The sequence below is a fragment of the Streptomyces bungoensis genome (assembly GCF_001514215.1).
In the GTDB taxonomy this organism is placed as follows: Bacteria; Actinomycetota; Actinomycetes; order Streptomycetales; family Streptomycetaceae; genus Streptomyces; species Streptomyces bungoensis.
In genome coordinates this window covers 251,907-276,589 of sequence record NZ_KQ948860.1, presented here as the reverse complement: position 1 = coordinate 276,589, position 24,683 = coordinate 251,907, and the positions used below count along the sequence as shown (strand labels likewise).

27 protein-coding genes are annotated in these 24,683 nt (G+C 71.6%); 21 read left to right on the top strand and 6 right to left on the bottom strand.

From position 1 onward, the window contains the following. Both AQJ66_RS21535 and AQJ66_RS21530 read right to left on the bottom strand, forming a co-directional pair. A partial coding sequence (locus tag AQJ66_RS21535) for a hypothetical protein (protein ID WP_061924687.1) occupies window positions 1–468 on the bottom strand: 468 nt, incomplete at its 3' end. Window positions 469–620: 152 nt separating this feature from the next. Beyond that, window positions 621–2,330, bottom strand: coding sequence for a chitinase (locus AQJ66_RS21530; protein ID WP_079060327.1), 1,710 nt, complete (start codon window positions 2,328–2,330; stop codon window positions 621–623). Between the two features lie 343 nt (window positions 2,331–2,673). Between AQJ66_RS21530 and AQJ66_RS21525 the strand changes: the two genes are divergently transcribed. The 14 genes from AQJ66_RS21525 (at window position 2,674) to AQJ66_RS21460 (ending at window position 14,320) form a co-directional block, all read left to right on the top strand. Next, window positions 2,674–3,516 (top strand): hypothetical protein, encoded by an 843-nt coding sequence (locus tag AQJ66_RS21525; protein WP_061924682.1) that lies wholly within the window; start codon window positions 2,674–2,676, stop codon window positions 3,514–3,516. 61 nt (window positions 3,517–3,577) lie between these two features. Further along, on the top strand, window positions 3,578–4,285 hold the full coding sequence (gene cpaB, locus AQJ66_RS21520) for a Flp pilus assembly protein CpaB (RefSeq protein WP_061924679.1): 708 nt from the start codon (window positions 3,578–3,580) through the stop codon (window positions 4,283–4,285). A 12-nt stretch (window positions 4,286–4,297) separates the two neighbouring features. Continuing rightward, window positions 4,298–5,533, top strand: coding sequence for a CpaE/TadZ family protein (locus AQJ66_RS21515; protein WP_061924677.1), 1,236 nt, complete (start codon window positions 4,298–4,300; stop codon window positions 5,531–5,533). A gap of 3 nt (window positions 5,534–5,536) precedes the next feature. Next, a complete protein-coding gene (locus AQJ66_RS21510) occupies window positions 5,537–5,920 on the top strand; it encodes a TadE family protein (RefSeq protein ID WP_061924674.1) in 384 nt (127 codons plus the stop codon). Between the two features lies 1 nt (window position 5,921). Next, window positions 5,922–6,263 (top strand): TadE/TadG family type IV pilus assembly protein, encoded by a 342-nt coding sequence (locus AQJ66_RS21505; protein ID WP_061924671.1) that lies wholly within the window; start codon window positions 5,922–5,924, stop codon window positions 6,261–6,263. 19 nt (window positions 6,264–6,282) lie between these two features. Further along, on the top strand, window positions 6,283–7,620 hold the full coding sequence (locus AQJ66_RS21500) for a TadA family conjugal transfer-associated ATPase (RefSeq protein ID WP_061924667.1): 1,338 nt from the start codon (window positions 6,283–6,285) through the stop codon (window positions 7,618–7,620). 8 nt (window positions 7,621–7,628) lie between these two features. Then, window positions 7,629–8,573 carry a type II secretion system F family protein gene (locus tag AQJ66_RS21495; protein WP_061924664.1) on the top strand — a complete coding sequence of 315 codons (945 nt, stop codon included), beginning with the start codon at window positions 7,629–7,631 and terminating at the stop codon, window positions 8,571–8,573. 13 nt (window positions 8,574–8,586) lie between these two features. Beyond that, complete coding sequence (locus tag AQJ66_RS21490) at window positions 8,587–9,474, top strand: DUF5936 domain-containing protein (protein WP_061924663.1); 888 nt, start codon at window positions 8,587–8,589, stop codon at window positions 9,472–9,474. A 695-nt stretch (window positions 9,475–10,169) separates the two neighbouring features. Further along, complete coding sequence (locus tag AQJ66_RS21485) at window positions 10,170–11,387, top strand: sensor histidine kinase (protein WP_061924763.1); 1,218 nt, start codon at window positions 10,170–10,172, stop codon at window positions 11,385–11,387. Between the two features lie 14 nt (window positions 11,388–11,401). Then, complete coding sequence (locus AQJ66_RS21480) at window positions 11,402–12,178, top strand: response regulator (RefSeq protein ID WP_061924660.1); 777 nt, start codon at window positions 11,402–11,404, stop codon at window positions 12,176–12,178. A gap of 98 nt (window positions 12,179–12,276) precedes the next feature. Then, a complete protein-coding gene (locus AQJ66_RS21475; RefSeq protein ID WP_061924657.1) occupies window positions 12,277–12,474 on the top strand; it encodes a Flp family type IVb pilin in 198 nt (65 codons plus the stop codon). After that, window positions 12,474–13,082, top strand: a complete 609-nt coding sequence (locus AQJ66_RS21470) for a pilus assembly protein TadG-related protein (protein ID WP_061924760.1) — start codon at window positions 12,474–12,476, stop codon at window positions 13,080–13,082. Before AQJ66_RS21475 ends, AQJ66_RS21470 begins: the two co-directional genes overlap by 1 nt. A 19-nt stretch (window positions 13,083–13,101) precedes the next feature. After that, on the top strand, window positions 13,102–13,683 hold the full coding sequence (locus AQJ66_RS21465; RefSeq protein ID WP_061924653.1) for a hypothetical protein: 582 nt from the start codon (window positions 13,102–13,104) through the stop codon (window positions 13,681–13,683). Between the two features lie 7 nt (window positions 13,684–13,690). Next, the gene (locus AQJ66_RS21460; protein WP_061924650.1) at window positions 13,691–14,320 is read left to right on the top strand and encodes an OmpA family protein; all 630 of its coding nucleotides are present in this window, start codon (window positions 13,691–13,693) and stop codon (window positions 14,318–14,320) included. Here the strand turns inward: AQJ66_RS21460 and AQJ66_RS21455 are convergent. Further along, complete coding sequence (locus AQJ66_RS21455; protein WP_061924648.1) at window positions 14,317–14,685, bottom strand: DUF192 domain-containing protein; 369 nt, start codon at window positions 14,683–14,685, stop codon at window positions 14,317–14,319. The genes AQJ66_RS21460 and AQJ66_RS21455 overlap by 4 nt on opposite strands. Window positions 14,686–14,844: 159 nt before the next feature. Between AQJ66_RS21455 and AQJ66_RS21450 the strand changes: the two genes are divergently transcribed. Beyond that, the gene (locus AQJ66_RS21450; protein ID WP_061924645.1) at window positions 14,845–15,363 is read left to right on the top strand and encodes a GNAT family N-acetyltransferase; all 519 of its coding nucleotides are present in this window, start codon (window positions 14,845–14,847) and stop codon (window positions 15,361–15,363) included. On the opposite strand, the gene AQJ66_RS21445 is transcribed toward AQJ66_RS21450, so the two are convergent. Further along, window positions 15,353–15,862 carry a DinB family protein gene (locus AQJ66_RS21445; RefSeq protein WP_061924642.1) on the bottom strand — a complete coding sequence of 170 codons (510 nt, stop codon included), beginning with the start codon at window positions 15,860–15,862 and terminating at the stop codon, window positions 15,353–15,355. The genes AQJ66_RS21450 and AQJ66_RS21445 overlap by 11 nt on opposite strands. Before the next feature lie 61 nt (window positions 15,863–15,923). Here AQJ66_RS21445 and AQJ66_RS21440 point away from each other — a divergent pair, with 61 nt between their 5' ends. The 5 genes from AQJ66_RS21440 to AQJ66_RS21420 all read left to right on the top strand — a co-directional run bounded on the left by AQJ66_RS21440 (window position 15,924) and on the right by AQJ66_RS21420 (window position 22,457). Beyond that, a complete protein-coding gene (locus AQJ66_RS21440; protein WP_061924757.1) occupies window positions 15,924–16,709 on the top strand; it encodes a class I SAM-dependent methyltransferase in 786 nt (261 codons plus the stop codon). A gap of 647 nt (window positions 16,710–17,356) precedes the next feature. Continuing rightward, window positions 17,357–18,130, top strand: a complete 774-nt coding sequence (locus AQJ66_RS21435; RefSeq protein WP_061924640.1) for an isoprenyl transferase — start codon at window positions 17,357–17,359, stop codon at window positions 18,128–18,130. Between the two features lie 382 nt (window positions 18,131–18,512). Further along, entirely contained in the window at window positions 18,513–19,838 is a 1,326-nt protein-coding gene (locus tag AQJ66_RS21430; protein WP_061924637.1) for an RNA 5'-3' helicase PhoH2, read from the top strand. A gap of 425 nt (window positions 19,839–20,263) precedes the next feature. Then, a complete protein-coding gene (locus AQJ66_RS21425) occupies window positions 20,264–20,962 on the top strand; it encodes an aggregation-promoting factor C-terminal-like domain-containing protein (RefSeq protein WP_208611411.1) in 699 nt (232 codons plus the stop codon). 142 nt (window positions 20,963–21,104) lie between these two features. Next, window positions 21,105–22,457 carry an AI-2E family transporter gene (locus AQJ66_RS21420; RefSeq protein WP_061924754.1) on the top strand — a complete coding sequence of 451 codons (1,353 nt, stop codon included), beginning with the start codon at window positions 21,105–21,107 and terminating at the stop codon, window positions 22,455–22,457. A gap of 40 nt (window positions 22,458–22,497) precedes the next feature. Here the strand turns inward: AQJ66_RS21420 and AQJ66_RS21415 are convergent, their stop codons facing one another. Together AQJ66_RS21415 and AQJ66_RS21410 are read right to left on the bottom strand one after the other, a co-directional pair. After that, on the bottom strand, window positions 22,498–23,031 hold the full coding sequence (locus tag AQJ66_RS21415) for an alkyl hydroperoxide reductase (RefSeq protein ID WP_061924631.1): 534 nt from the start codon (window positions 23,029–23,031) through the stop codon (window positions 22,498–22,500). Between the two features lie 3 nt (window positions 23,032–23,034). Beyond that, window positions 23,035–23,589, bottom strand: coding sequence for a peroxiredoxin (locus tag AQJ66_RS21410; RefSeq protein WP_061924628.1), 555 nt, complete (start codon window positions 23,587–23,589; stop codon window positions 23,035–23,037). A gap of 135 nt (window positions 23,590–23,724) precedes the next feature. Between AQJ66_RS21410 and AQJ66_RS21405 the strand changes: the two genes are divergently transcribed. Next, window positions 23,725–24,678, top strand: coding sequence for a LysR substrate-binding domain-containing protein (locus AQJ66_RS21405; RefSeq protein WP_061924625.1), 954 nt, complete (start codon window positions 23,725–23,727; stop codon window positions 24,676–24,678). Window positions 24,679–24,683: the final 5 nt, after the last annotated feature.

Genomic DNA, 24,683 nt, shown 5'->3' with positions numbered 1-24,683 from the left:
ACTCCTGTCCACGGCCGCCGCGTCCGGCACGATCCCCGTCACCGGTGGGAACAGCACCCCTTCGTCGCCGCTCCCCGCGTCCAGGGCCACCCCGCACGGCACCCCCACCGCGGGCACCGCCACGTCCAGCAGCCGCGCTCCCAGCACCCGCTGGTACGCCCACTCCCGTTCGCCCTCGCCCCGCGCGACCGCGAACCGGGCCAGTGCCGCCTCGGTCGAGAACGCCAGGATCCAGCGCAGGCCGCCGTGGTCGGCGGTCAGGGGCACCTCGTCGTCGTCCACCGGCACGAGGACGGGCGTACGGCGGAACTCACCGAGGACGGCCCGGAATTCGAGACGCCGCCGCTTCACGACCTCGTCCTCCGAGACGGCGGCCGGTTCGGTCGTCTTCGTGTGCTCCGCGTACTCCGACAGCCGTGACCTGCGTACTTGCCCCGTCGAGCCGGAGCCACCCCCGTGGCCAGTCATGCGTCGGATCATCACACCAGCACATCGAGAGCTGCAACGTGAAACCCTCGCCCGCGACGGCCTCTGGCCGGAAACGACCCCGGACGCACGCGGCGACGCCCGGACCCGCCGGGGCCCGGGCGTCGCCGCGTCGCGCAGGTCACCGGCCTCCGTTACGGCAGCCCGTGCACATGCGCGCCCACCGAGTTCGACCACGCGTTGCCCGACGCGGCGTCCCAGTTGGTCGACCAGGTCATCGCGCCCCGCAGGTCCGGGTACGTCCTGGAGGGTCTGAAGGTGCCGCAGCCCGTGCCCTTCGTCAGGCAGTCCAGGGCGTTGTTCACCACGGTCGGGGAGACGTAGCCGCTGCCCGCCGCGCTGGTGGAGGCCGGGAGGCCCAGACCCACCTGGGACGGGGACAGGCCGCCCTGGAGCTGGATGCAGGCGAGGGCCGTGAGGAAGTCCACCGAGCCCTGGCTGTAGACCTTGCCGTCGCAGCCCAGCATCGAACCGCTGTTGTAGTACTGCATGTTGACGACCGTGAGGATGTCCTTCACGTTCAGCGCCGTCTGGAAGTAGGAGTTCGACGTCGACTGCATGTCGATGGTCTGCGGGGCCATCGTGAGGACGAGCGACGAGCCCGCCTTGGCGGACAGCGAGCGCAGTGCCTGCGTCATGTACGTCGCGTTGAGGCCGTTCTCCAGGTCGATGTCGACGCCGTCGAAGCCGTACGTCCGCATCAGCGAGTAGACGGAGTTCGCGAAGTTCGCCGCCGACGCCGAGTCGTTCACCGAGACGGTGCCGTTCTGGCCGCCGATCGAGATGACGACCTTCTTGCCGGCGGCCTGCTTGGCCTTGATGTCGGCCTTGAACTGGTCGACGGTGTAGCCGCCGAGGCCGGCCGAGTCGAGGCTGAAGGTCACCGCGCCCGGCGTCGTGCTCGCGTCCGCGAAGGCGACCGCGACGATGTCGTAGGCGGACGGCACGTCCGACAGCTTCTGGACCGTCGCCCCGTTGTTGAAGTTCTGCCAGTAGCCCGTCACCGCGTGCTTCGGCAGGGAACCGCCCCCGCCGCCGGTCGTCGCGGAGGTCGTGCCCGTCACCGTCGCCGACCTGCCGGACTCGCCCGCCGCGTTGGTCGCCGTCACCTGGAAGCCGTACGACGTGGACGCCGCCAGGCCGGTCACCGTGGCCGACGTGCCCGTCACCGCCGTCACCCTGGTCCCGTCGCGGTAGACGTTGTAGCCGGTCGCGCCGGACACCGGGGACCAGGACAGGGACACCGAGGAGGACGTCGTACCGGAGACCGCCAGGCCGGACGGGGCGGACGGGACCGTGGGGCCCGGGTCCGTGCCACCGCCGCCGTCGGGGCCGTACACCGAGACGTCGTCGGCGTAGTAGGGCGCCTGGCCGTACCAGCCGTGGGTGTAGACGGTGACGGACTTCGTCGACGCGCCCGTGGTGAACGTCGTCGACAGCTGCTTCCAGGACGACGTGTCCGGGGTCCAGGTCGAGACGTCCGTCGTGCCCGTGCCCGTCACGCCGAGGTAGGAGTAGCCGCCCTGGACCCACGCGCTCAGCGTGTAGGTGGAGTTGGGCGCGACCGCGACCGACTGGGTGCACTGGGCGTTGTCCTGGCCGGCCGGGGTCGCCTTCAGGGCCGCGGAGCCGGAGTGGACCGGGGAGGACACCGTCGTGCCGCTGTTCGCCGAGCACGTCCAGTCGGCGAGGCCCGACTCGAAGCCGGCGTTCCTGGCGTTGTCGACGTCCGCGGCGGAGGCGGGGGCGGCGGCGAGGCCGGCCACCGCGAGGGCGAGGGCGGTGGTGGCGGACCACGTGGCGAACCGCCGTCTGTCGCGTGCTCTGCTGCGTGGTTCGGGCATGCCTGATGCGCGGTCCACTGGGGCCTCCGGTGGGGGAGTGGGGTGGGGAGGTGGGGGTGAGGACGGTGGCCACCGCTGGCCTCCAAGTTGGTCTAGGCCAATCCGGCTGTCAAGAGGTCCAGACCAAAATCGCCGTCGCTCGCCCGCTCAACCTGTCCGGTTTTGGAGGGACTTGTGACCGGGGAGTTCCACATGAGCTACACAAACGCTGTTCTCCGGCCATCAGGCCGTGGTTACAGTGCTCAGGTAGTCACGCAACGAAGTCGTACCGACGCGTCGGAGTGACACCGGTGGGCCGAACGGTGCGAAGAGCGGGGAGCTGCGCGTGCCAACTGTCATCGCCGTGACCAGTGCCGACATGGCACTGCCGGCGCAGGACGAGCGGACCATGCCCGCCGCCGTGCTGCGCGACCTCGACCGGCGCCCGCTGGAGCAGACCCTCACCGAACTGCACGCGCTGACCGAGCAGTACGGATACGTGGTCGTCGTCTGCTCCCAGGCCACGCCCGAGCCCGTCGTACGACGGCTGTACACGCTGCGCGCGCTGCTGGAGAGCGACCGCGTCGCCCTCTTCCGGCCGGAGCTGCCCCCGCTCGGCGTGGCCGTCCTCGCCCGGCAGCTGCGCCAGCTCGCCTCCTGCGACCTCAGCCCCGGCGTGCTCGCCTCCGCCGGGCGGCTGCTCACCCACTACGTCCACGCCGGCGCCGTCCTCGGCTCCGTCGCCCGGCTGGACCGGGTCCCCGTCGGGCTGAGATCACACGCCAAGTCCTGGGTGCCGGGCAGCCAGTTCGCCGTCGTCGCCCACCCCGAGCCGCAGCTCGTGAAGGTCGCCCCGGGCGCCACCCTCAAGGGGCCCGAGTTCGGCACCTGGATGCTCGTCGCCAAGGGGCAGCTCCAGAGCGACTGGGTCGCCGGCCTCGCCGAGGAGTGGACGGCGCACGGCCTGCGCGAGGCCCCGCTGCCCGCCGAGTCCGCGCAGTGGTGGGGGACCGGCCGCGTGATCGAGTTCTGCAGCTACCTCGCCGACCTCTCCGTGCTCTACCAACTGGTCACCTCCGTACGGCAGACCGCCTGCCACTGGTGCGGCCTCGACGTCATCGGCGACCGGTGCGTCTTCTGCTCCGCCACCCCGCCCGGGTACGAGCCGCCCGCGCCCCGCGCCCTGGAGCAGCGCACGCCCGCCTGACCCGCACCACCCACGACCCACATCCCGCTCGACCGATTCCCCCAATGAGGTTGCACGGTTCATGAACTCCCGTCAGCGCCGCGGCGTGATACTGCTGATCCTGTCGGTCCTGTGCGCTCTCGGCGCGTTCGCCGGCGTGCTCTCCGTCGTCCACGACGCGAAGTCCAAGGTCGGCCCCGAGGTCGGCGCCTACCGGGTCCGCACCGACGTGAAGCCGTACACGGCCCTGGACGCGGGCCAGTTCGAGAAGATCAGCATGCCCAGGCGGTGGCTGTCCGCGAACGCCGTCACCGACCTGCGGCAGGTCCAGGGCAAGATCGCCGTGACCACGCTGCGGGCCGGCTCCCTGCTCCAGACCGACATGATCGTCGACCAGCCCGCGCTGCAGCCGGGCCAGCAGGAGGTCGCCATCATGATCGACGCGGCGACCGGCGTCGCCGGCAAGATCACCCCGGGTGCGCGCGTCAACGTCTACGCCACCTTCCAGGGGAAGAAGGACGGCGACCCGGACCAGTCGAAGATCATCGTCACCAACGCCCGCGTCCTCGACGTCGGCCACATCACCGCCCTCGACCCCGACGCCGCCAAGAACCAGCAGCAGCCCACCGAGGCCGTCCCGATCACCTTCGCGCTGTCCACCCTCGACGCCCAGCGCGTCACCTACGCCGAGTCCTTCGCCCAGCGGGTCCGGCTCGCACTGGTCGCCCCGGGCAGCCAGACCAGCGTCCCGGACAAGGACCGCACCTACGAACTCGCGACGGACAAGTGAGAGGCGGCCCGCATGCCCACCAGGATCCTCCCGGCCGGCGCGGACCCGGACGCCGTCCGCTCCCTCGTCACCCTGCTCAGCCAGCTCCCCGACGCCGAACCCCAGCCACCGGTCACCGACTCCACCCAGCTGGTCGACACCCTCGCCCGCCTCACCGCCGAGTCCGTGGACGAACTGCCCGAGGTCGTCGTCGTCCACGAGCGCATCGGCCCCGTCCCCGCCCTGGAGCTGATCCGCGAGGTCGCCCTGCGCTTCCCGGCCGTCGGCGTCATCCTCGTCACCACCGACGCGAGCCCGGGCCTGTTCGCCGCCGCCATGGACTCCGGCGCCCGCGGCCTGGTCGCGCTCCCGCTGTCGTACGAGGAAGTCGCCAGCCGCGTCCAGGCCGTCGCCCAGTGGTCCACCGGGGTGCGCCGCCACCTCGGGCACGGCGGCGCGGACGTCCTCGGCGGCGCCGGCGGCACCGTCGTCACGGTCAGCGGCGCCAAGGGAGGCGTCGGCGCCACCCTCACGGCCATCCAGCTCGCCCTCGCCGCCCAGGCCTCCGGCCGCCCCACCGCCCTCGTCGACCTCGACCTGCAGACCGGCGACGTCGCCTCCTACCTGGACGTCCAGTTCCGCCGCTCGGTCGTCGACCTCGCCGCCATCACCGACATCTCCCCGCGCGTCCTCGCCGACGCCGTCTTCCGCCACGACACCGGGCTCGCCCTGCTCCTCGCCCCCGCCGAGGGCGAGCGCGGCGAGGAGGTCACCGACCGCACCGCGCGGCAGATCATCGGCGCCCTGCGCTCCCGCTACGAGGTCGTCGTCGTGGACTGCGGCGCCCAACTCGGCGGAGCCGGCGCGGCGGCGGTGGAGACGGCCGACACCGCCCTGCTGGTGACCACCCCCGATGTGGTCGCCGTACGCGCCGCCAAACGGACCGTGCGGATGTGGGACCGGCTGCAGATCCGCAAGGCCGAGGAGACGACCGTGGTCGTCAACCGGCACTCGCGCAGTACGGAGATCCAGCCCGCGCTGGTGCAGCGCATCACCGGCACGGCCCTCGCCCGCACGGCCGTCCCCGCCAACTTCCGGGAACTGCAGGCGGTCGTCGACGCGGGACGGCTGCACGAACTGGACAGCAGGAGCACCGTGAAGCAGGCCCTGTGGACGCTGGCCGGCGAACTGGGGCTGGCCAAGGCCCCGGAAGGCGCGCACCGGGGCGGGGGCCGCGGCGCGGTCGGGTTCCGGCGGCGGAAGGAGTGAGCGGTGAGGAGACCGACGGGAGGGGACCGGGGGCAGGTCAGCATCGAGTTCCTCGGGATGGCTCCGCTGATCGTCCTGACGCTGGTGCTGATGTGGCAGTGCGTGCTCGTGGGATACGCCTTCACGCTCGCGGGTAATGCTGCGGACGAGGGCGTGCGCGCCGGAACGGCGGCACCGCGGGGGGAGCGCTTCGGCGTGTGCGAACAGGCGGCGCTGGGCCACCTGTCGGGGGCGTGGCGAGGGGGTGCCCGGGTGGAGCGGTGCGACGGGACCGGCTACGTGACCGCGGACGTGGCCCTGAAGGTCCCCGTCCTGTTCCCCGGCTCGATCGACTTCCCCGTCACCGTGCACGGCCACGCCGGCGCCGTCGAGGAGGTGAAGCGCTGACATGCCATACCGCCGCGGACGAGAGCGGGGTCAGGTCGCCATCGAGTACCTGGGCTTCGTCCCGATCCTGCTGATCGTCGGCCTGGCCGGGTTCCAGATCGGCGCCGTCGCCTACGCCGCCGAGCAGGCCGGCACGGCGGCCCGGGCGGGGGCGCGGGCGGCCTCCCTGCGGCAGGACGCCCAGCAGGCCTGCGCGGAGGCGGTGAGCGGCGGCATCTCGGTGAGCTGCTCGTCCGGCGACGGGGGCGACACCGTCACCGTCACCGCGAAGGTGCACATTCCCAGGATCGTCTGGGATCTCGGCTACGCCACCAAGTCCGCCACCATGCCGCTCGACCACTGACCGAGGAGACGCGAACCCCATGAGTCTGCGGGCACGCATCAGCACTCCCGAGGAGCACGGCAGCCGCGGCGAGGACGGGCACCTGGTCGCCTCCTACCGGGCCAAGCTGCTGGAGGAGATCGACCTCGCGGAGATGAGCTCGCTCGCCGCCGCCGAGCGCCGGGCCAGGCTGGAGCGCGTCCTCGGCCACATCATCAGCCGCGAGGGCCCGGTCCTGTCGACGGTGGAACGCTCCCAGCTGATCCGCCGGGTGGTGGACGAAGCCCTGGGCCTCGGCATCCTGGAGCCGCTCCTGGAGGACGCCTCCGTCACCGAGATCATGGTCAACGGACCCGACGCGATCTTCGTCGAGCGCGGCGGCCGCGTCGAGCAGCTGCCCCTCCGCTTCGCCTCCGCCGACCAGCTGATGCAGACCATCGAGCGCATCGTCTCGACGGTGAACCGCCGGGTGGACGAGTCCAACCCCATGGTGGACGCCCGCCTCCCGTCCGGGGAGCGCGTCAACGTCATCATCCCGCCGCTGTCCCTGACCGGGCCCATCCTCACCATCCGCCGCTTCCCGCGCTCCTTCACCCTGCACGAGCTGATCGGCTTCGGCTCCCTCGACGAACCCATGGTGTTCCTGCTGGCCGGCCTGGTGCAGGCGAAGTTCAACATCATCGTCTCCGGGGCCACCGGCACCGGGAAGACGACCCTGCTCAACGCCCTCTCCGGACTCATCCCGGCCCACGAGCGCATCATCACCATCGAGGACTCGGCCGAACTCCAGCTCCAGCAGACCCACGTGGTCCGGCTGGAGTCGCGCCCGCCGAACGTCGAGGGCAAGGGCCAGGTCACCATCCGCGACCTGGTCCGCAACTCGCTGCGCATGCGCCCCGACCGGATCGTGGTCGGCGAGGTCCGCGGCGGCGAGTCCCTCGACATGCTCCAGGCCATGTCGACCGGCCACGACGGCTCCCTCGCCACCGTGCACGCCAACAGCGCGGAGGACGCCCTGACCCGGCTGCAGACCCTCGCCTCCATGTCCGACGTGGAGGTGCCCTTCGTCGCGCTGCACGACCAGATCAACAGTGCCGTCGACGTCCTCGTCCAGCTCACCCGGTTCGCCGACGGCGCCCGGCGCATCACCGAGATCGCGCTGCTGGACAGCCACGGCGGTGAACCGTACCGGCTGGCGACCGCCGCCCGCTTCCACGCCCGGCCCCTGACGTCCGACGGCCGGGTCCACGGCACCTTCGAGTACCACCCCCTCCCGCGCCGCACCGCCGACCGCCTCTACATGGCGGGCCAGCCCATCCCGCAGGCGTTCGGCGTCGCCCGGTCCGCGGACCAGCTCGCCACCCGAGAAGCCAGGTAGGCCGCCCCATGGAACTCCACACCCTCGTCCGGCTGACCACCGGCGTCACCCTGCTGACCTGCGTCCTGGCCGTCGCCGGTGTGCGCGCCTACGCCGCCGGCCGGGCCCAGCGCGCCGCCCTCGTCGACCGGCTGTCCCAGACCGGCCAGGAGCCGCTCACGGGCCGCCGGCGCCGCTTCCGCACCCTGGACCGCCGGCTGCGCCGTACCGCACTGGGCCGCCGGCTGGAACTGAGGCTGGCGGCGACCGGCCTGGACGTCACCCCGGGCGAGTTCTTCGCCTACATGCTCGCCGCGGTGGCCGCGCTCTGGCTGATCGGCCAGGCCACCCTGGCCCCCTTCTTCGGCCCTCTCGCCGGCCTGCTGGGCGTCTGGGCCGCGCTGCAGTTCCTCAACTGGCAGCGGCAGAAACGCATCGAGCGCTTCATCAACCAGCTCCCCGAACTGGCCCGCATCCTCGCCAACGCCACCCAGGCCGGCCTCGCCCTGCGCACCGCGATCGGCATGGCCGCGGAGGAGCTGGAAGCCCCGGCCGGAGAGGAACTGTCGAAGGTCTCCGACCAGTTGGCGATCGGGCACTCCCTGGACGACGCGCTGCAGGAGCTCGCCGACCGGCTCCCGTCCCGGGAACTGGTCGTCCTCGTCACGACCCTGGTCCTGTCCAACCGGGCGGGCGGCCAGGTGGTCTCGGCGCTGCGGAACCTGACCGAGACGCTGGAGGAACGCAAGGAGACCCGGCGCGAGATCCGCACCCAGCTCTCCCAGGTGACGATGACCTCCTACGCCGTCCCCGTGCTCGGCATCGGCGCCCTGTTCCTGATGAACGGGGTGAAGGACGGCGCCCTGGACCGCATGACCGGCTCACCGGTCGGCCAGGCCTGCGTGCTGGTCGCGTTCGCGATGTACGCGGTCGGCTTCGTCCTCATCCGCCGCATGAGCCGGATCGACGTGTGAGGGGGCCGGCCTGATGGGACTCCTGCTCGCCCTGCTCGGCGGCCTCGCCGTCTGGGGCGCCTTCGCCGGCATCCGGATGTACCGCGCGGACGCCAAGCTCCCCGCCGACCTGGCCCTGGCCCTCGAGGTCGGCGCCACCCGCACCGGCGCGGTGGACTCCGTCATCGACCGCATGGGCATGCGCTACGCCCCCGCCGTCCTGCGCCTGATGGGGCCGCGCATGGTCGCCAGGTACCGCCGCAAGATCGACCTCGCGGGCAACCCCGGCGGCCTGACCATCGACCGCTACGCCGCCCGCCGCGCGGTCTACGGCGCCCTGGGCGCCGTGGGCTTCCTGGTCTTCCTGCTGCGTGGGCAGTGGTTCGTCGCCCTGCTCCTGCTGCTGTTCGGGGCGTTCTGGACGGAGGTCGGCATCTGGTCGGCGATCCGCGTCCGCAAGGACGTGATCGAGCGGACCCTGCCGGACTTCCTGGACGTTCTGGCGGTGGTGGTCAGCGCGGGCCTCGGCTTCCGCCAGGCCCTGGACCGGGTCGCCTCCCGCTACGAGGGCCCCTGGGCCGACGAACTGCGCATCACCCTGCGCCAGATGGACCTCGGCATGAGCCGCCGCCAGGCCTTCGCGGAACTCCGGCGCCGGAACGACTCCGAACAGGTGGCGATGTTCGTGACGGCACTGCAGCAGGGCGAGGAACTGGGCGCCCCCATCGTCGACACGCTCGTCTCGCTGGCCAAGGACATGCGCCGCACGGACGCCCAGAACGCCCGCCGCAAGGCCGCCCGCGCGGTCCCCAAGGCCACCTTGATGATCACCACGTTCATGGTCCCGGCGACCATGCTCCTGCTGGGCGCCGGCCTGATCCTGGGCTCGGGCGTGGACTTCGGCTCGCTCACGGGGAAGTGAGCGGCGGATGACGGCGCTGGGGGCTGCGGGGCGGGGGGTCCGGGGCCTGCGGGGGTTGCGCGGGTTCGGGAGCGCGAGGGAGGCCGGTGGCCTGCGGGGCTTCGGCAGCGTGCCGGAGCCGGGGAGCGCGTCGGGGGCCGGTGGCCGGGGGTTTGGAGGCGCGCCCGAGCCGGGGGGCGCGCGGAACCCCGAGAGCGCCCGGGAGCCCGGGAGTGTACCGGGGGCGCAGGGCGTGCGGGCGTCCGGGAGTGTGCCGGGGGAGGGACCCCGGGAGCGTCCGGGAGCCCGGGAGCATGCGGGAGTCCGGGAGTGTGCCGGGGGCGCAGGGCGTGCGGGCGTCCGGGAGTGTGCCGGGGGCCGGGGGCCGGCAGAACTTCGGGACCGGGCCCGAGTGGGGGAGCGTGCGGGACCCCGGGAGCGTCCGGGAGCCCTGGAGCATGCGGGAGTCCGGGAGTGTGCCGGGGGCGCAGGGCGTGCGGGCGTCCCAGAGTGCGGCGGGGGCGCAGAGCGTGCGGGCGTCCGGGAGCGCGTCGGGGGCGCGAAGCGGCCGGGAGGCGCAGAGTGTGCCGGAGTCCCGGGGGCACTGGACGGTCCGGGGTTTCCCGGGCTCCCGGGGCCTCCGGAAAGCGCGGGGGCTGTGGAAGTCCCGGGCGGCCCAGCCCGCCGAGAAGATCCAGGTGCGCGCGCTGCAGGCGATGTGCCGGCAGGTCTTCGGCTTCCGGCTCGCGATGATCGTGGTGGCGGCACCCGCCGCCCTGCTCAACGCGTCCCCCGGCCTGGGCGTCCGTCTCGTCGGCGCCGCGGTCGTCGCCACCTTCATGGTGTCCTACGTCCTCTTCCGCGACTGGGAACGCTTCGGCCCCCTCCTCCTGCGCCACCCCAGCCTGCTGGCCGCCGACACCCTCCTCGGCTCGCTGCTGCTGGTCTCGGCGGGCCCCGACACCACCCTCGCCTACGTCAGCGTCTGCACCCCCCTGCTCGCCGGCCTCGTCTACGGCTGGCGCGGCGCGGCCTGCTTCGCCTCCCTGCAGGGCCTGATCCTGCTCCTCGTCCTCGCCACCCTGAAGCAGGACCGGCAGGCGGGCCTCGCCGAGTCGCTGCTCCTGCCCGGCCTGTGCGTGATCTCCGGCGCGATGGGCTCGACCCTGCGCAACCTGATGCTCCGCTTCGGCGCGGCGACCCAGGCCCTCACCGCGGTCCAGGCCCGCCTCGCCGCGACGGAGGCGGTGCACGCGGAACGGGCCCGGCTGGCCCGCGAGATGCACGACTCGGTGGCCAAGACGCTGTACGGCGTCGCCCTGGCAGCCGACGGCCTGGCCACGACCGCCGCGTCCGCCGACCCCGACCCCGAGCGCCTGCGCCGCCAGGCGGAACTGGTGTCCCGCTCGGCCCGCAGGGCGGCGGCGGAGTCCCGGGAACTGCTGGAGGACCTGCGCCGCGAGGACGCCTGGGCGAAGCCGGCGGACATCTGGAGCGAACTGGAAGCCAGGGTCGGCGCCTTCACCGCCCACACGGGCCTCCGGGCCGTCTGCCGCCGCACCGGCGAGACCCCGCTCCCGCCCGTCCCCCCGGCCGTGGCCCGCCACCTCCTGGCCATCACCTCGGAGGCCCTGGAGAACGCCCACCGGCACGCGTCCCCGTCCCACGTGGAGGTGACGGTGGGCATCCACGGCGACCAGCTCCGCCTCACCGTCCACGACGACGGCCGGGGCCTGCCCCCCGACACCACCCTCGAACGCCTCCGCCAGTCCGGCCACTTCGGCCTGCTGGGCATGGTCGAGCGGGCGTCTTCGGCGGGCGCCCGCATCCGGATCGGCCGCGGTGGGCACGAACGGGGGACCGAGGTGAGGGTCGAGGTGCCCGTACGGTCCCTCGGCACTGCCCAGCCGTCCGAGCCCTCCGAGACAGCCTGAGAGGAGGCACCCCGATGCAGCATCCCCACTCCGCGGCAGGCCCCGGCACCGGCCCCCGGTCCTTCCCGCCACCGGCCGCCAAGGCCCCCCTCCGCCTCGTGGTGGCCGACGACAACCCCGTGGTCCGCGCGGGCCTCACCGCCCTGCTCTCCGACCGCGAGGACACGACCGTCGTCGCGGAGGCGGCGGACGGCCGCGAGGCCTACGAGGCCGCACTGCGCCACCGCCCCGACGTCGTCCTCCTCGACGTCCGCATGCCCGGCGTCGACGGAATCTCGGCATTGCCGCACCTGCTGCGGCTCGCCCCCGTCATGATGCTGACGTACAGCCACGAGACGGAGACGGTGCGGGAGGCGCTGCGGCTGGGGGCAGGGGGCTATCTGGTGCACGGCGAGTTCACCACCGAGCAGTTGGTGAGGGCCGTACACGACGTCAGCGAGGGGCGGCCGCACGTCACCCCGGGGGCGACGCGGGCGTTACTGAGCTACCTGCGTCCGGATGCACCTGCACAGGGGGAGCCCGAAAATCCTCCTACTGGGGGCGAATTTTCATCCCAAAACCTTTCGCAACTGCAATCAGATGTGGGACAGTCGTTCCGGTCGCGGTTCCAACTCAGCACCAGGGAGGCGGAGATCATGGACCTCATCGCGTCCGGCATGACGAACCAGCAGATCGCCGCCGCCTGCTTCATCAGCGAGAAGACCGTCAAGAACCACATCAACCGCATCTTCGCCAAGCTCCACAGCACCAGCAGGTCCCAGGCGACGGCCAAGTGGCTGGGGGTGGCCTGAGATGGATTGGGTCCGGGGTTGGGCCCTGGGGCCCTCCGGCGACGGGCGTGCCGGGCCGTACCGTGCGCGAATCGGAGGCGAACCCGGAGGGGACCACCATGAGCAACTGGTTCAACACCACCGTCGCGTACCTGCAGGCCCGGGTCGCCCGCAGCGACAAGGGACAGACCGCGGTGGAGTACCTCGGCATCATCGCGGTGGTGGTGGCGATCGTGCTGGCGATCACGGGTACGAGCATCGGGCAGTCGATTTACGATGCGATCACGTCCAAGATCGCAGAGGTCACCGGCGGCTGATCCGCCCCCGTCCTCATCGCGACGCAGGGCAGGCCTTCCCCATCTACATCACGGTGGTGGCGGGTCTGCTCTTTCTCGCGCTCGCGTACCTCGCCGTCGGCCAGGCGGCCGTCAATCGGAGCGGTGCCCAGGCAGCGGCCGACGCGGCGGCCCTCGCCGCAGCACAGAAGACCCGGGACCAGCTTGCGGCCACGTGGCGGGCGGACTTGCTCGACCCCGCGAAGTGGCAGCACGTCTTCGACGGCGAAGGGGCTGACGACGCCTGCTGGCGTGCGGGGCAGTTGGCAGCTCAGAACGACGCCCAACTGACCGCCTGCACGCCTGAGCTGTTGAAGTACAGCGTCGAAGTCCGGACCAGCAGGTCGGTCGGACACTCCATCGTGCCCGGCACGGAGGATGTGCATGCGACGGCGCACGCGATCGCCGTGATCGAAAAACTCTGCACGTTCACGTTGCCCAGTGGGGACGGTGGAGGCGACTCGCTGCCCCCGCTCACCTGCAAGGACGGCAAGGTCTGGAACCTGAAACCGGACGACACCACCGGGCTCCCGAAGCCCGAGGACCTGTTCGACGTCCATCTGGCCGACTCACCGGCGAACGATCAATGACGAAGGAAGAAGCGGAGCGATGAGCATGCGGTTCACTGCGAAGGCCCGCAGGGGGATGGTCGCATTGACCGTTACGGCTGGTCTGGCCGTCGGTGTGGCCGGTTGCGGTGGAAGTGGCGGCGACGACAAGAAGCCGGAGGGCTCCGCGTCCGCTTCCCGGACGTCCGGTTCCGACGCGAGCCCTCAGGAAGGGCAGTCGGACGAGCCGTTGGCCGAACTGAAGGGCTCCGATGGTTTGCTCCTTCAGGTCACCTCCGCCCAGCGCGACTCCGGGGGCTTCGTCACGGTCAACGGCACCCTGAAGAACGACGGGGCCAAGAGCCTCGTCATCCCCTCCGCCCTCAGCGGCAACGAGACGGAGATCATCAGAAACGGCAGGTCCCTGGGAGGGGCCACGCTGATCGATCCCCAGGGCAAGAAGCGGTACTACGTCCTGCGCGACACGGACGGGCGTCCGCTGACCACCACGGGTTTCTCCACCCTCAAGGCCGGTGAGAGCCTGGCGGTGTTCATGCAGTTCCCGGCACCCCCGGCGAACACCTCAGAGGTGGACTTCCAGCTGCCGACGTTCCCGGCCGCCTCGATCAAAATCTCAGGGTGAGGCCACAGTGACCCCCAACCCCCGCCTCACCGCCACCCTCGCCCTCACCACCGCCCTCCTCCTCGCGGCCACCGACCTCTCCCTGGCCCACGCCGACGACACGAGCCCCAGTGAGCCCCCGGGCACGGAACCCTCCGCCACAGCCCCCGTGAAAGTCGACCCCACCGACCCCGACCTCAAGCTCCCCGAGGGCGCCACCCTGGCGGAGCCCAAGGTGCTGGACATCAAGTCGGTCGTCGAGGACCAGAGCGGGGACGAGCGCCGTGAGGACACCAACGCCGACGTGACGTTCGCTCTGCAGGCCGAGGTGCTGTTCGGCAAGGACAGCGCCAAGCTCGGCGGCGAGGCGAAGGCGCGGATCGCGACGATCGCCGAGGAGGTCAGGAAGCAGCACGCGACCCAGGTCCGCGTCTTCGGCTTCACCGACAACCTCGGCTCGTCGGCCCACGGCGACGTCCTCTCCCGGCAGCGCGCCAACGCCGTACAGGCCGTCCTCGACCAGGACCTGAACGACCCGGACATCACCTTCGACGTCCGCGGCTACGGCGAGCAGTACCCCATCGCCGACAACTCCACGGAAGAGGGCAGGAAGAAGAACCGCCGGGTCGAGGTCACCTTCCCGCGCACCGGCGGTTAGGGCACCTCGACGCTCACCCGGACCCCGGGCCCGACCCCCCAGTCCGCCATGGCCCCCGCCGCGGCCTCCAGCACATGCCGGGAGCGCGGCCGCGGAAGGCCCAGGCGGCCGGGCCTCATGGTGCGTACGGCGGTGACGGTGAGGTGGCGGTCGAGGTAGGCGACGTCGATGGGGATGCGCATCCGGAAGGTGTGCACGCTGTTGGCGGGGGTGAGCAGCAGGGCGCCGTCGATCGCGTCGCGGCCGAGCAGCCCCCTGGTGCGGGTGCGGTACGAGGCCGCGATCTCCAGGGGAACGGTGAGCGGGGGTCCGCCGCCGCTCCCGTGGACGACCAGCCTGCCCCGCCCGTCCCGCCACCGTGTCATCGCCGGCCCACCTCCGGGGCCGACCGTACCCGGTGGCCGCCGGAAGGCGAAGACGCCCTCGGCGTGGTGGAGTTGCCCCGCCGCGGCACCGTCCGCCAGGACGGCCGCACGAACAGGCCAGGGGGAGCCGTTGTCAGTGGGCGCTGTCACACTCCCCGCATGACCGACGAGACCGAGAGCGCACAGACCGAGGCCGAGACCGGCGAGCGTGGCGGGCACGGCGAGGTGCTGCTGCGGGCTGTCGTGGACGAGGACCTCCTCGTCTTCCTCGCCCAGGAGCACGACCCGGAGGCCGTCCGGCGGTCCAGGTTCGCCCCGCGGCCGCGCGAGGCCTTCCTCGCGCACTGGCGCGAGCGGGTGCTCGGGGACCCCGACTGCCTGGTGCGGACGGTCACCGTCGGCGGCGAGGTCGCAGGGCACGCCGTCTCCTGGACGGCGCCGGACGGCCGGCGGTACGTCGGGTACTGGCTCGGGCGGCCGTACTGGGGCAGGGGCGTCGGTACACGGGCCCTCGGGCTGTTCCTCGACCTGGAACCCGTCCGGCCGCTGTACGCCGACCCCTTCCCCGGCAACGCCGCGTCCGTCCGCCTGCTGGAAGGACACGGCTTCGAACGGGTCGGCACCGTCCGGCACGGGGAGGACGAGCACGTGCTGCTCGCCCTGGGCGTCAGTCCGTAGCCGGGCGGTGGTCCCCCGTCGCCCCGTCGATCAGCTCGCGCAGGATGTCCAGGTGACCCGCGTGCCGTGCCGTCTCCTCGATCACGTGGACGAGGGTCCAGCGCAGGGACACCGAGTCGTCGCGCCAGGAAGGGCGGCCGAGGGTGTCCAGGGGCAGCGCGGTGACCGTCCGGTCGGCGGCGGCGCGGGCGCGGCCGTAGAAGGCGACGATCCGGTCGGTCGTCTCGCCGGGGGCGACGTGCATGTCCTCCCTCTCGTACGGGTCGAACCACAGGGGCTCCACCTCGCCGCCGAACGTCTCCACCAGCCAGCCGTACTCGACCGAGGCGAGGTGCTTCACCAGGCCGAGCAGCGTCGTGCCGGTCGGGGTCATCGGCCGGCGCAGCTGCTCGTCGTCGAGGCCCTGGATCTTCCAGAGCACCGCGTCCCGGTGCCGGTCCAGACTGGTGTGCAGGATTTCCTTCTCACCGGCTGTGCGGCCGGCCGCGGGCTTCGTCATGGGCCCGGAAATTAGCAGGCACCGCCGACAACGCCCTGGGACCATGGGCGCCATGGGAGTCATGGAGGAGGACCGGTCGTTCGAGGCGCTCGTCGCCGAAGGGGCCGCCGTGCCCACCGAGGGGTGGGACTTCTCCTGGTTCGAGGGGCGGGCCACCGAGGAGCGGCCCTCCTGGGGGTACGCCGTGTCGGCGGGGGAGCGGCTGGCCCGGGCCGGGGCCGTGCTCGACGTCCAGACCGGGGGCGGGGAGGTGCTGGACTTCGCCCTGGGCAGGGCCGAGCCGGACCGCCCGCTGCTCGTCGCCGCGACGGAGGGGTGGCCGCCTAACGCCGCGAAGGCCACCGCCCTGCTGCGGCCGCGCGGCGTGGTGGTCGTCACCGCGCCGGACGACGCGCCGCTGCCGTTCGCCGAGGGCTCCTTCGACCTGGTGCTCAGCCGCCATCCGGTGGTCCCGCACTGGGCGGAGATCGCTCGGGTGCTGCGGCCGGGCGGGACGTACTTCGCCCAGCACGTCGGACCGGCCAGCGTGTTCGAGCTGGTCGAGCACTTCCTCGGGCCGCAGCCGGACGCCACGCGCGGCGCCCGCCACCCCGGCCGGGAGCGCGCGGCCGCGGAAGCGGCCGGGCTGCACGTCGTCGAGGTACGGGCGGAGCGGCTGCGGACGGAGTTCCACGACATCGCCGCCGTGGTGCACTTCCTGCGGAAGGTGGTCTGGATGGTGCCCGGCTTCACCGCGGAGGCGTACGAGCCCGAGCTGCGCGCGCTGCACGAGCGGATCGAGCGGGACGGGCCGTTCGTGGCGCACGCCACCCGGCATCTCTTCGACGTCCGCAAACCGGGCCGCTGACGAACCGGGAGAGCGCGGCATAGCGGGCATATCGCCGCTGTGTTCACCCGTCGTTCCCCCACGGTTTCCACATCGTTATCGACGGCGGTTCACACGCGCCTCACCTGTCACGTAAGTTCAGACCAAGGTTATTCGCGCCAGCAAATCCGCGTGCGCGGCACCGTGCGGCGGAGGGGGCTGCGCGGTGCCGCGATGCCGGTCGGTCGCGCAGGGGAGCCGTCACGTCACCGTTCGCTGACGGGTTAGCCCGTCGGAGGGACTCTGGACAACCGGCCGACGATTCTCCAAGATGGCCCAAAACCTCATGATCTCGCCCTATACGGCCCGATCTGCCTGCGAAACCGCTGTGAATCGAGGGGCGGACACCCCTGAATCCAGCCTTCCGTGAGCACCGGGGCGTCGCCGGGCGACTCCGGAGCGTATTCGTGTCGCGCTGATGCACGCGCCGGCGCTTACGAAGGGTTATGGTGGAAACCCCCCCTCGGGCCGGTCCGTCTCCCCCCCACGGACCGGCCCGTTCTCTTTTGTCCGCAGGGCCGCGCCGGCCCCGTGCGACGGGCCGCCCCCGCCGCCGGTCCTGGGGAGCCGAGCCGGGGCGGGGGTACTCTTTCGGCTTCCGGGACCGCCGCACGGAGGGCAGACAACTCGTGAACCTGCGCGACAAGCTGCGCGGCCTGCTCGTCAGGCTCTACGCACGCCGGGTGGAAGGCCACCTGGACCACGCTCAGGTGCCCAAGCACATCGGCGTCATCATGGACGGCAACCGGCGCTGGGCGAAGGCCGCCGGCTCCACCACGGTCCACGGCCACCGGGCCGGCGCCGACAAGATCGAGGAGTTCCTCGGCTGGTGCTCCGAGACCGACGTCGAGGTCGTCACCCTCTGGCTGCTGTCGACGGACAACTTCGACCGCCCCCAGGAGGAGCTGGTCCCGCTCCTCGGCATCATCGAGGACGTCGTCCGCGCCCTCGCCGCCGACGGCCGCTGGCGGGTCCACCACGTCGGCACCACCGACCTGCTGCCGGCCGGGATGCAGCACACCCTCAAGCAGGCCGAGGAGACCACCGCCCACGTCGACGGGATAGTCGTCAACGTGGCCATCGGCTACGGCGGCCGGCAGGAGATCGCCGACGCCGTGCGCTCCATGCTCCTCGACGCCCAGGACAAGGGCGTGACGCTGGAGGAGGTCGCCGAGTCCGTCGACATCGACATGATCGGGCGTCACCTCTACACCGGCGACCAGCCCGACCCGGACCTGGTGATCCGCACCAGCGGCGAGCAGCGGCTGTCCGGATTCATGCTCTGGCAGACCGCCCACTCGGAGTACTACTTCTGCGAGGTCTTCTGGCCGGCCTTTCGCAAGGTGGACTTCCTGCGCGCCCTGCGCGACTACGCCGCACGTCACCGCCGTTACGGCGGCTGACAGCCCGCTCGTGGACCTGCTTGAACGCCCCGCGCCCCACCCGGTGCGGGGCGTTCCGTATACCCCGGTTGGTGGCGATGTAACAAGGACTTCACGGGCGCGCTGTCGGCCGGTTCTGCATGGTGGTGCATTTTCGAGGGCATAAGCCAGACAGGTCGACACCCGAACCACGGGTGTCGGATCTCAGCGGGCGGCACGGGGCCGTCCGCCCGGGAGGTCTTTTGCACCAGCCCGACCGTGCGGTCGCACGGAAGCAGCCGCGGAGGGCCGGTTCTCGGCCCGCCGCGTGCGAGGGCCGTCTGCCGGCCTGGTTCTTCCCGCCCTCCCGGCCCAGCTTCCTCTTCGTCGCTCCCCGACCTCATCCGAGGGGGTACGTCCTTCCGTGGTGACCAGCACAAAGCGCCACAAGCCCGACCGGCGCACGTATGTTCTCGACACCAGCGTCCTGCTGGCCGACCCGAACGCCCTGACCCGCTTCGACGAGCACGAGGTCGTGCTCCCGATCGTGGTGGTCACGGAGCTGGAGGCCAAGCGGCACCATCCCGAACTCGGCTACTTCGCCCGCCAGGCGCTGCGCCTGCTGGACGACTACCGGGTGAAGAACGGCCGCCTGGATTCCCCCATCCCCATCGGGGACCTCGGCGGAACGATCCGTGTCGAGCTCAACCACTCGGACCCCAGCGTGCTGCCGTCCGGCTACCGACTGGGGGACAACGACTCACGCATCCTCGCGGTGGCCCGCAATCTGCAGGCCGAGGGGTTCGACGTCACCGTCGTGTCGAAGGACCTGCCGCTCCGCATCAAGGCCTCCTCCGTCGGCCTGCTGGCCGAGGAGTACCGCGCCGAACTCGCCATCACGGAGAACTCCGGCTGGACCGGGATGTCCGAACTGACCCTTCCCGGGGAGCAGGTGGACATCCTCTTCGAGGAAGGGCACGTGTACGTCCCGGAGGCCGCCGGCCTCCCCGTGCACACCGGCCTGACCATCCAGTCCGAGCGCGGCAAGGCGCTCGGCCGGGTCACCGCGGAGGGCAACGTCCGGCTGGTGCGCGGCGACCGCGAGGCGTTCGGGATCAAGGGCCGCAGCGCCGAGCAGCGCATCGCGCTCGACCTGCTGCTCGACCCGGACGTCGGCATCGTCTCCATGGGCGGCCGGGCCGGCACCGGCAAGTCGGCGCTGGCGCTGTGCGCGGGTCTGGAGGCGGTCCTGGAGCGCCGCCAGCACCAGAAGGTGATGGTCTTCCGGCCGCTGTACGCGGTCGGCGGGCAGGAACTGGGCTATCTGCCCGGCTCCGAGGCGGAGAAGATGAGCCCGTGGGCGCAGGCCGTCTTCGACACGCTCTCGGCGGTCACGTCCCGCGAGGTCATCGAGGAGGTCACCGCGCGCGGGATGCTGGAGGTCCTGCCGCTCACGCACATCCGGGGCCGGTCCCTGCACGACGCGTTCGTGATCGTCGACGAGGCGCAGTCACTGGAACGCAATGTCCTGCTGACCGTTCTGTCCCGGATCGGCGCCAATTCCCGGGTCGTCCTGACCCACGACGTGGCGCAAAGGGACAATCTGCGTGTCGGCCGATATGACGGTGTCGTCGCCGTGGTCGAGAAACTGAAGGGGCACCCGCTTTTCGCCCACGTCACGCTGACCCGGTCCGAGAGGTCCCGGATCGCGGCCCTTGTGACCGAAATGCTGGAAGAGGGGCATATCTGAGGCCGTAGGCCCTTGGGGGTCATATCGGCGGAGAAGGAACGCAGTTGGCGCCGTCCGGCAAAGGCGAAGAGCCTAGCCGGGCGGCGCCGCCGTGTGTGGCCGTTTCCTGAAATCCCCAGGGACAAACGAGGTGTGAGCTTTCACACGCAACTCGGAATTGCCACCCGGTGTCGGGTTACGGCAGAGTCTCATTCCTGTCAGGCCCCGCATACGGCACATCTGTACCCCCAGCGGTACGGCACCACAGCAGCACCCCAACTCCATAGCGTCGCCGTATGCCGCCCGAGCACCACGCGGCGCTCCCCGCAAGGGAGTTGCCCACCGGGCCCGCGCCTCCCGTGACCCCGCAGTTGGGAGGCCAGTGTTCAGGGGCACGATTGCGTCCGCCAGGGTCACCGAAGCGGGCGATGCTGGAAGGAAACCGTGTGAGCCGGATTTCGGTCCGGGGATTCGCAGTGGTCTCGGCCACCGCGGTCACCGCCGTCGGAAGCGTCGTCGGAGTTGCCTCGGGCAGCGTCGCGCAGAACAACAACGACGCCGAGGCGACGGCAGCCGACACCACGCTCCTCGCGGACATACCCGCAGGTGAGCAGGCCCAGGTGCAGACCGCGTCCCTGACGCAGCAGGCCGACGCCCAGGCCATCGCCGCCGACGCGAGCGCCAAGAAGGACGCCGAGGCGGCGGCCCGCAAGGCCGCGGCCGAGACGGCCGTCGCGAAGAAGGCCGCAGCCGAGCAGGCGGCCAAGGCCGCCAAGGAGCGCGTCGAGGCGAAGGCCGCGGCGAGCCGCGACTCCGCACGGAGCTCCTCCAGCTTCCCCGTCCAGAGCAGCTACACCGCCGCGCAGATCCAGGCCATGGCGCGCCAGATGGTGGCGGGCGGCCAGTTCCAGTGCTTCAGCAACATCGTGGACCACGAGTCCAGCTGGAACTACCAGGCGGTCAACGCCTCCTCCGGTGCCTACGGTCTCTTCCAGGCCCTGCCCGCCGGCAAGTACGCCTCCGCGGGTGCCGACTGGCAGACCAACCCGGCCACCCAGATCAAGTGGGGCCTCAACTACATGAACAGCCGGTACGGCAGCCCCTGTGAGGCCTGGTCGTTCTGGCAGGCCAACCACTGGTACTAGGCCCCGGCCCCACTCCGGCTCAACCTCGCGCAGCCCCTCCCCGTCCCCTAGGAGAGGGGCTTTGCCCTGTACGGTCGTATGCGAACGGCTCCACGGGGCATGTGACAGCAGTACCCGGGGACGCGGGGGAAGAGGACGGATGATGTCGAGAGTGCCAGGGTGGCTCGGCCGGATCGGAGCCGGGCTGACCGAGATGAGCGAGCGCCTCGACGAGCGCCGCACGGAGGTGGAGCGGGAGACCGCGCCCGAACCGGCCGTCACGAAGCGCACCGCCGACCGGGTGCCGCCCGCCCCCAGGCGGTCCGTGCCGCCCGGGCCCCGGCCCGACCCCGCCCAGGCCGTGCCCTGGGGCGTGCGGGTCGCCGCCGAGGCCGGCTGGCGCCTGCTGGTCCTGGCCGGCACCGTGTGGATCCTGATGCGGGTCATCAGCGCCGTCCAGCTCGTGGTCCTCGCCTTCGTCATCGCCCTGCTGGTCACCGCTCTGCTCCAGCCGACGGTGGCCCGGCTCACCCGCCGCGGGGTGCCGCGCGGGCCCGCCACCGCGCTGACCGCCATCCTCGGGTTCGTCGTCATCGGCCTGATGGGCTGGTTCGTGACCTGGCAGGTCATGGAGAACATCGACACCCTCTCCACGCAGATCCAGAACGGCATCGACGACCTGCGCAACTGGCTGCTGAAGAGCCCGTTCCACGTCACCGACAAGCAGATCAACCAGATAGCCAAGAACCTGCGCGAGGCCATCGGGGCGAACACCGACCAGATCACGTCCTTCGGGCTGGAGGGCGTCCAGGTCATCGTCGAGGTGCTGACCGGCATCCTGCTGGTCTTCTTCTCCACGCTGTTCCTGCTGTACGACGGCGAGCGCATCTGGCAGTGGTTCCTGAAGCTGGTGCCCTCCGCCGCCCGCCCGGGCGTCGCCGGCGCCGGCCCGCGCGCCTGGCGCACCCTGACCGCCTACGTCCGCGGCACGGTCCTGGTCGCCCTCATCGACGCCATCTTCATCGGCATCGGCATCTACTTCCTCGACGTGCCGATGGCCGTGCCGCTGGCCGTCTTCATCTTCCTGTTCTCCTTCATCCCGCTGGTCGGCGCGGTCGCCTCCGGGGCGCTCGCGGTCATCGTCGCGCTCGTCACGCAGGGCGTCTTCGCGGCGGTCATGACCCTCGCCGTGGTCCTCGCCGTCCAGCAGATCGAGGGCCACGTCCTGCAGCCGTTCATCCTGGGCCGCGCGGTCCGCGTCCATCCGCTCGCCGTCGTCCTCACGGTGGCGGCCGGCGGCATGGTGGCCGGCATCGGCGGCGCGGTGGTGGCCGTACCGCTGGTGGCGGTGACGAACACCGTCGTGGGCTACCTGCGGCAGTACTCGGAAGGCGTGGAGCAGGCCGAGGCGGTGGAGGAGGCGGACGAGTCGCCGGCCGCTCCCGACCTCGAGGACGAGCCCCTGGTCGCGGCGGAAGCCGTGGCGGAAACGGCGAACCCCGCCCACGAGGTGTGAGCGGGGTCCCTGGGGCCTGACGCCGGGGTGGCCGGCCGGATCACTCGGCCAGGACCGCCTCGGCCTCCAGCGTGACGCCGACGGCCTGGATCACGGACGCGATCTTGAACGCCTCCTGGACGACCTCACGGTCGACCCCGGCCTTGCGCAGCACCTGCTCGTGCGAGTCCAGGCACATCCCGCAGCCGTTGATCGCGGACACCGCGAACGACCACAGCTCGAAGTCGGCCTTCTCCACACCGGGGTTGCCGATGACGTTCATCCGCAGACCCGCCCGCAGGCTGCCGTACTCGTGGTCGGACAGCAGGTGCCGGGTGCGGTAGAAGACGTTGTTCATCGCCATGACGGCCGCCGCGGCCTTCGCCGCGGTGTACGCCTCCGGCTTGAGGTTCGCCTTCGCCTCCGGCTCCAGCTCGCGCAGCACGATCGGGGACCGGGAGGCGATCGCGGTCGCCAGCACGGTGCCCCACAGCTGCTGCTGGGGCAGGTCGGAGTTGCCGATGACCGAGCCGAGGTTCAGCTTCAGGTCCTTGGCGTAGTCCGGTACGCGGGACTTCAGGGAGTCGAGCGACATGGGTCACTCACCGGCCAGCAGCGCGACCGGGTCCAGCGTCTCGTCGCCCTTGCTCCAGTTGCAGGGGCAGAGCTCGTCGGTCTGCAGGGCGTCCAGGACCCGCAGGACCTCCTTGGGGTTACGGCCGACGGAGCCCGCGGTGACCATGGTGAACTGGATCTCGCGGTTCGGGTCGACGACGAACACGGCGCGCTGCGCGAAGCCGTCCTCGCCCTCGATGCCCAGCTCGCGCATCAGCTCGTGCTTGGAGTCCGCCATCATCGGGAACGGCAGGTCCGTCAGGTCCGGGTGGTCCTTGCGCCAGGCGTGGTGGACGAACTCGGAGTCACCGGAGAAGCCGAGGATCTGGGCGTCCCGGTCGGCGAACTCGTCGTTCAGCTTCCCGAAAGCGGCGATCTCGGTCGGGCAGACGAACGTGAAGTCCTTCGGCCACGCGAAGACCACCAGCCACTTGCCCTCGTAGGACTTGTGGTGGATCTGCTCGAACTCCTTGCCCTTCTCCAGCGAGACGCAGGCGGTCAGTTCGAACTCGGGGAACTTGTCACCGACAGTGAGCACAGGCTCTCCTAGCAGCAAAGAATCGCCCCTTTTGAGGGCTTTCCTCGTATGGGTTGGACGCTGTCGATGTTGGCACAGGGTGCATTGATTAGTGAAATAGCTACACTCGGTCGGGTTGATCGGAGGTATCTATCAGTGACCATCAGTAGCGGCAAGCGGCGACAGCCCAGTCTCGCGCAACTGCGCGCCTTCGCCGCCGTGGCCGAGCACCTGCACTTCCGGGACGCGGCGGCCGCCATCGGGATGAGCCAGCCCGCCCTGTCCGGAGCGGTCTCGGCGCTGGAGGAGACCCTGGGCGTCACCCTCCTCGAGCGTACGACCCGCAAGGTGCTGCTCTCGCCCGCCGGCGAGCGGCTGGCCGTACGGGCGAAGGCGGTGCTGGACGAGGTCGGGGCGCTGCTGGAGGAGGCCGAGGCGGTCCGGGCGCCGTTCACCGGCGCGCTCCGGCTCGGCGTCATCCCGACCGTGGCGCCCTACCTGCTGCCCACCGTGCTGCGGCTGGTGCACGAACGCTACCCGCAGCTGGACCTGCAGGTGCACGAGGAGCAGACCGCCAGCCTCGTGGACGGGCTGCACTCCGGCCGCCTCGACCTGCTGCTGCTGGCCGTGCCGCTCGGGGTGCCCGGGGTCGCGGAACTCCCGCTGTTCGACGAGGACTTCGTGCTCGTCACGCCGCTGGACCACCGGCTCGGCGGGCGCGAGGGCATCCCCCGCGAGGCGCTGCGCGAACTCAACCTGCTGCTGCTGGACGAGGGGCACTGCCTGCGCGACCAGGCCCTCGACATCTGCCGGGAGGCCGGCCGCGAGGACGCCCCCGTGACGACGACCGCGGCCGGCCTGTCCACGCTGGTCCAGCTCGTCGCGGGCGGCCTCGGCTGCACGCTGCTGCCGCGCACCGCCCAGCGGCTGGAGACGGCCCGCAGCAGCCAGCTGCTCACCGGCTACTTCGCCGACCCCGCGCCGAGCCGCCGCATCGCCCTCGCGATGCGCGCGGGAGCCGCCCGCGGCGCGGAGTACGAGGAGCTGGCGGCGGCCCTGCGCGAGGCGCTCCGGGCCCTGCCGGTACGGGTGCTGGACGCCGCCGCCTGAGCGGC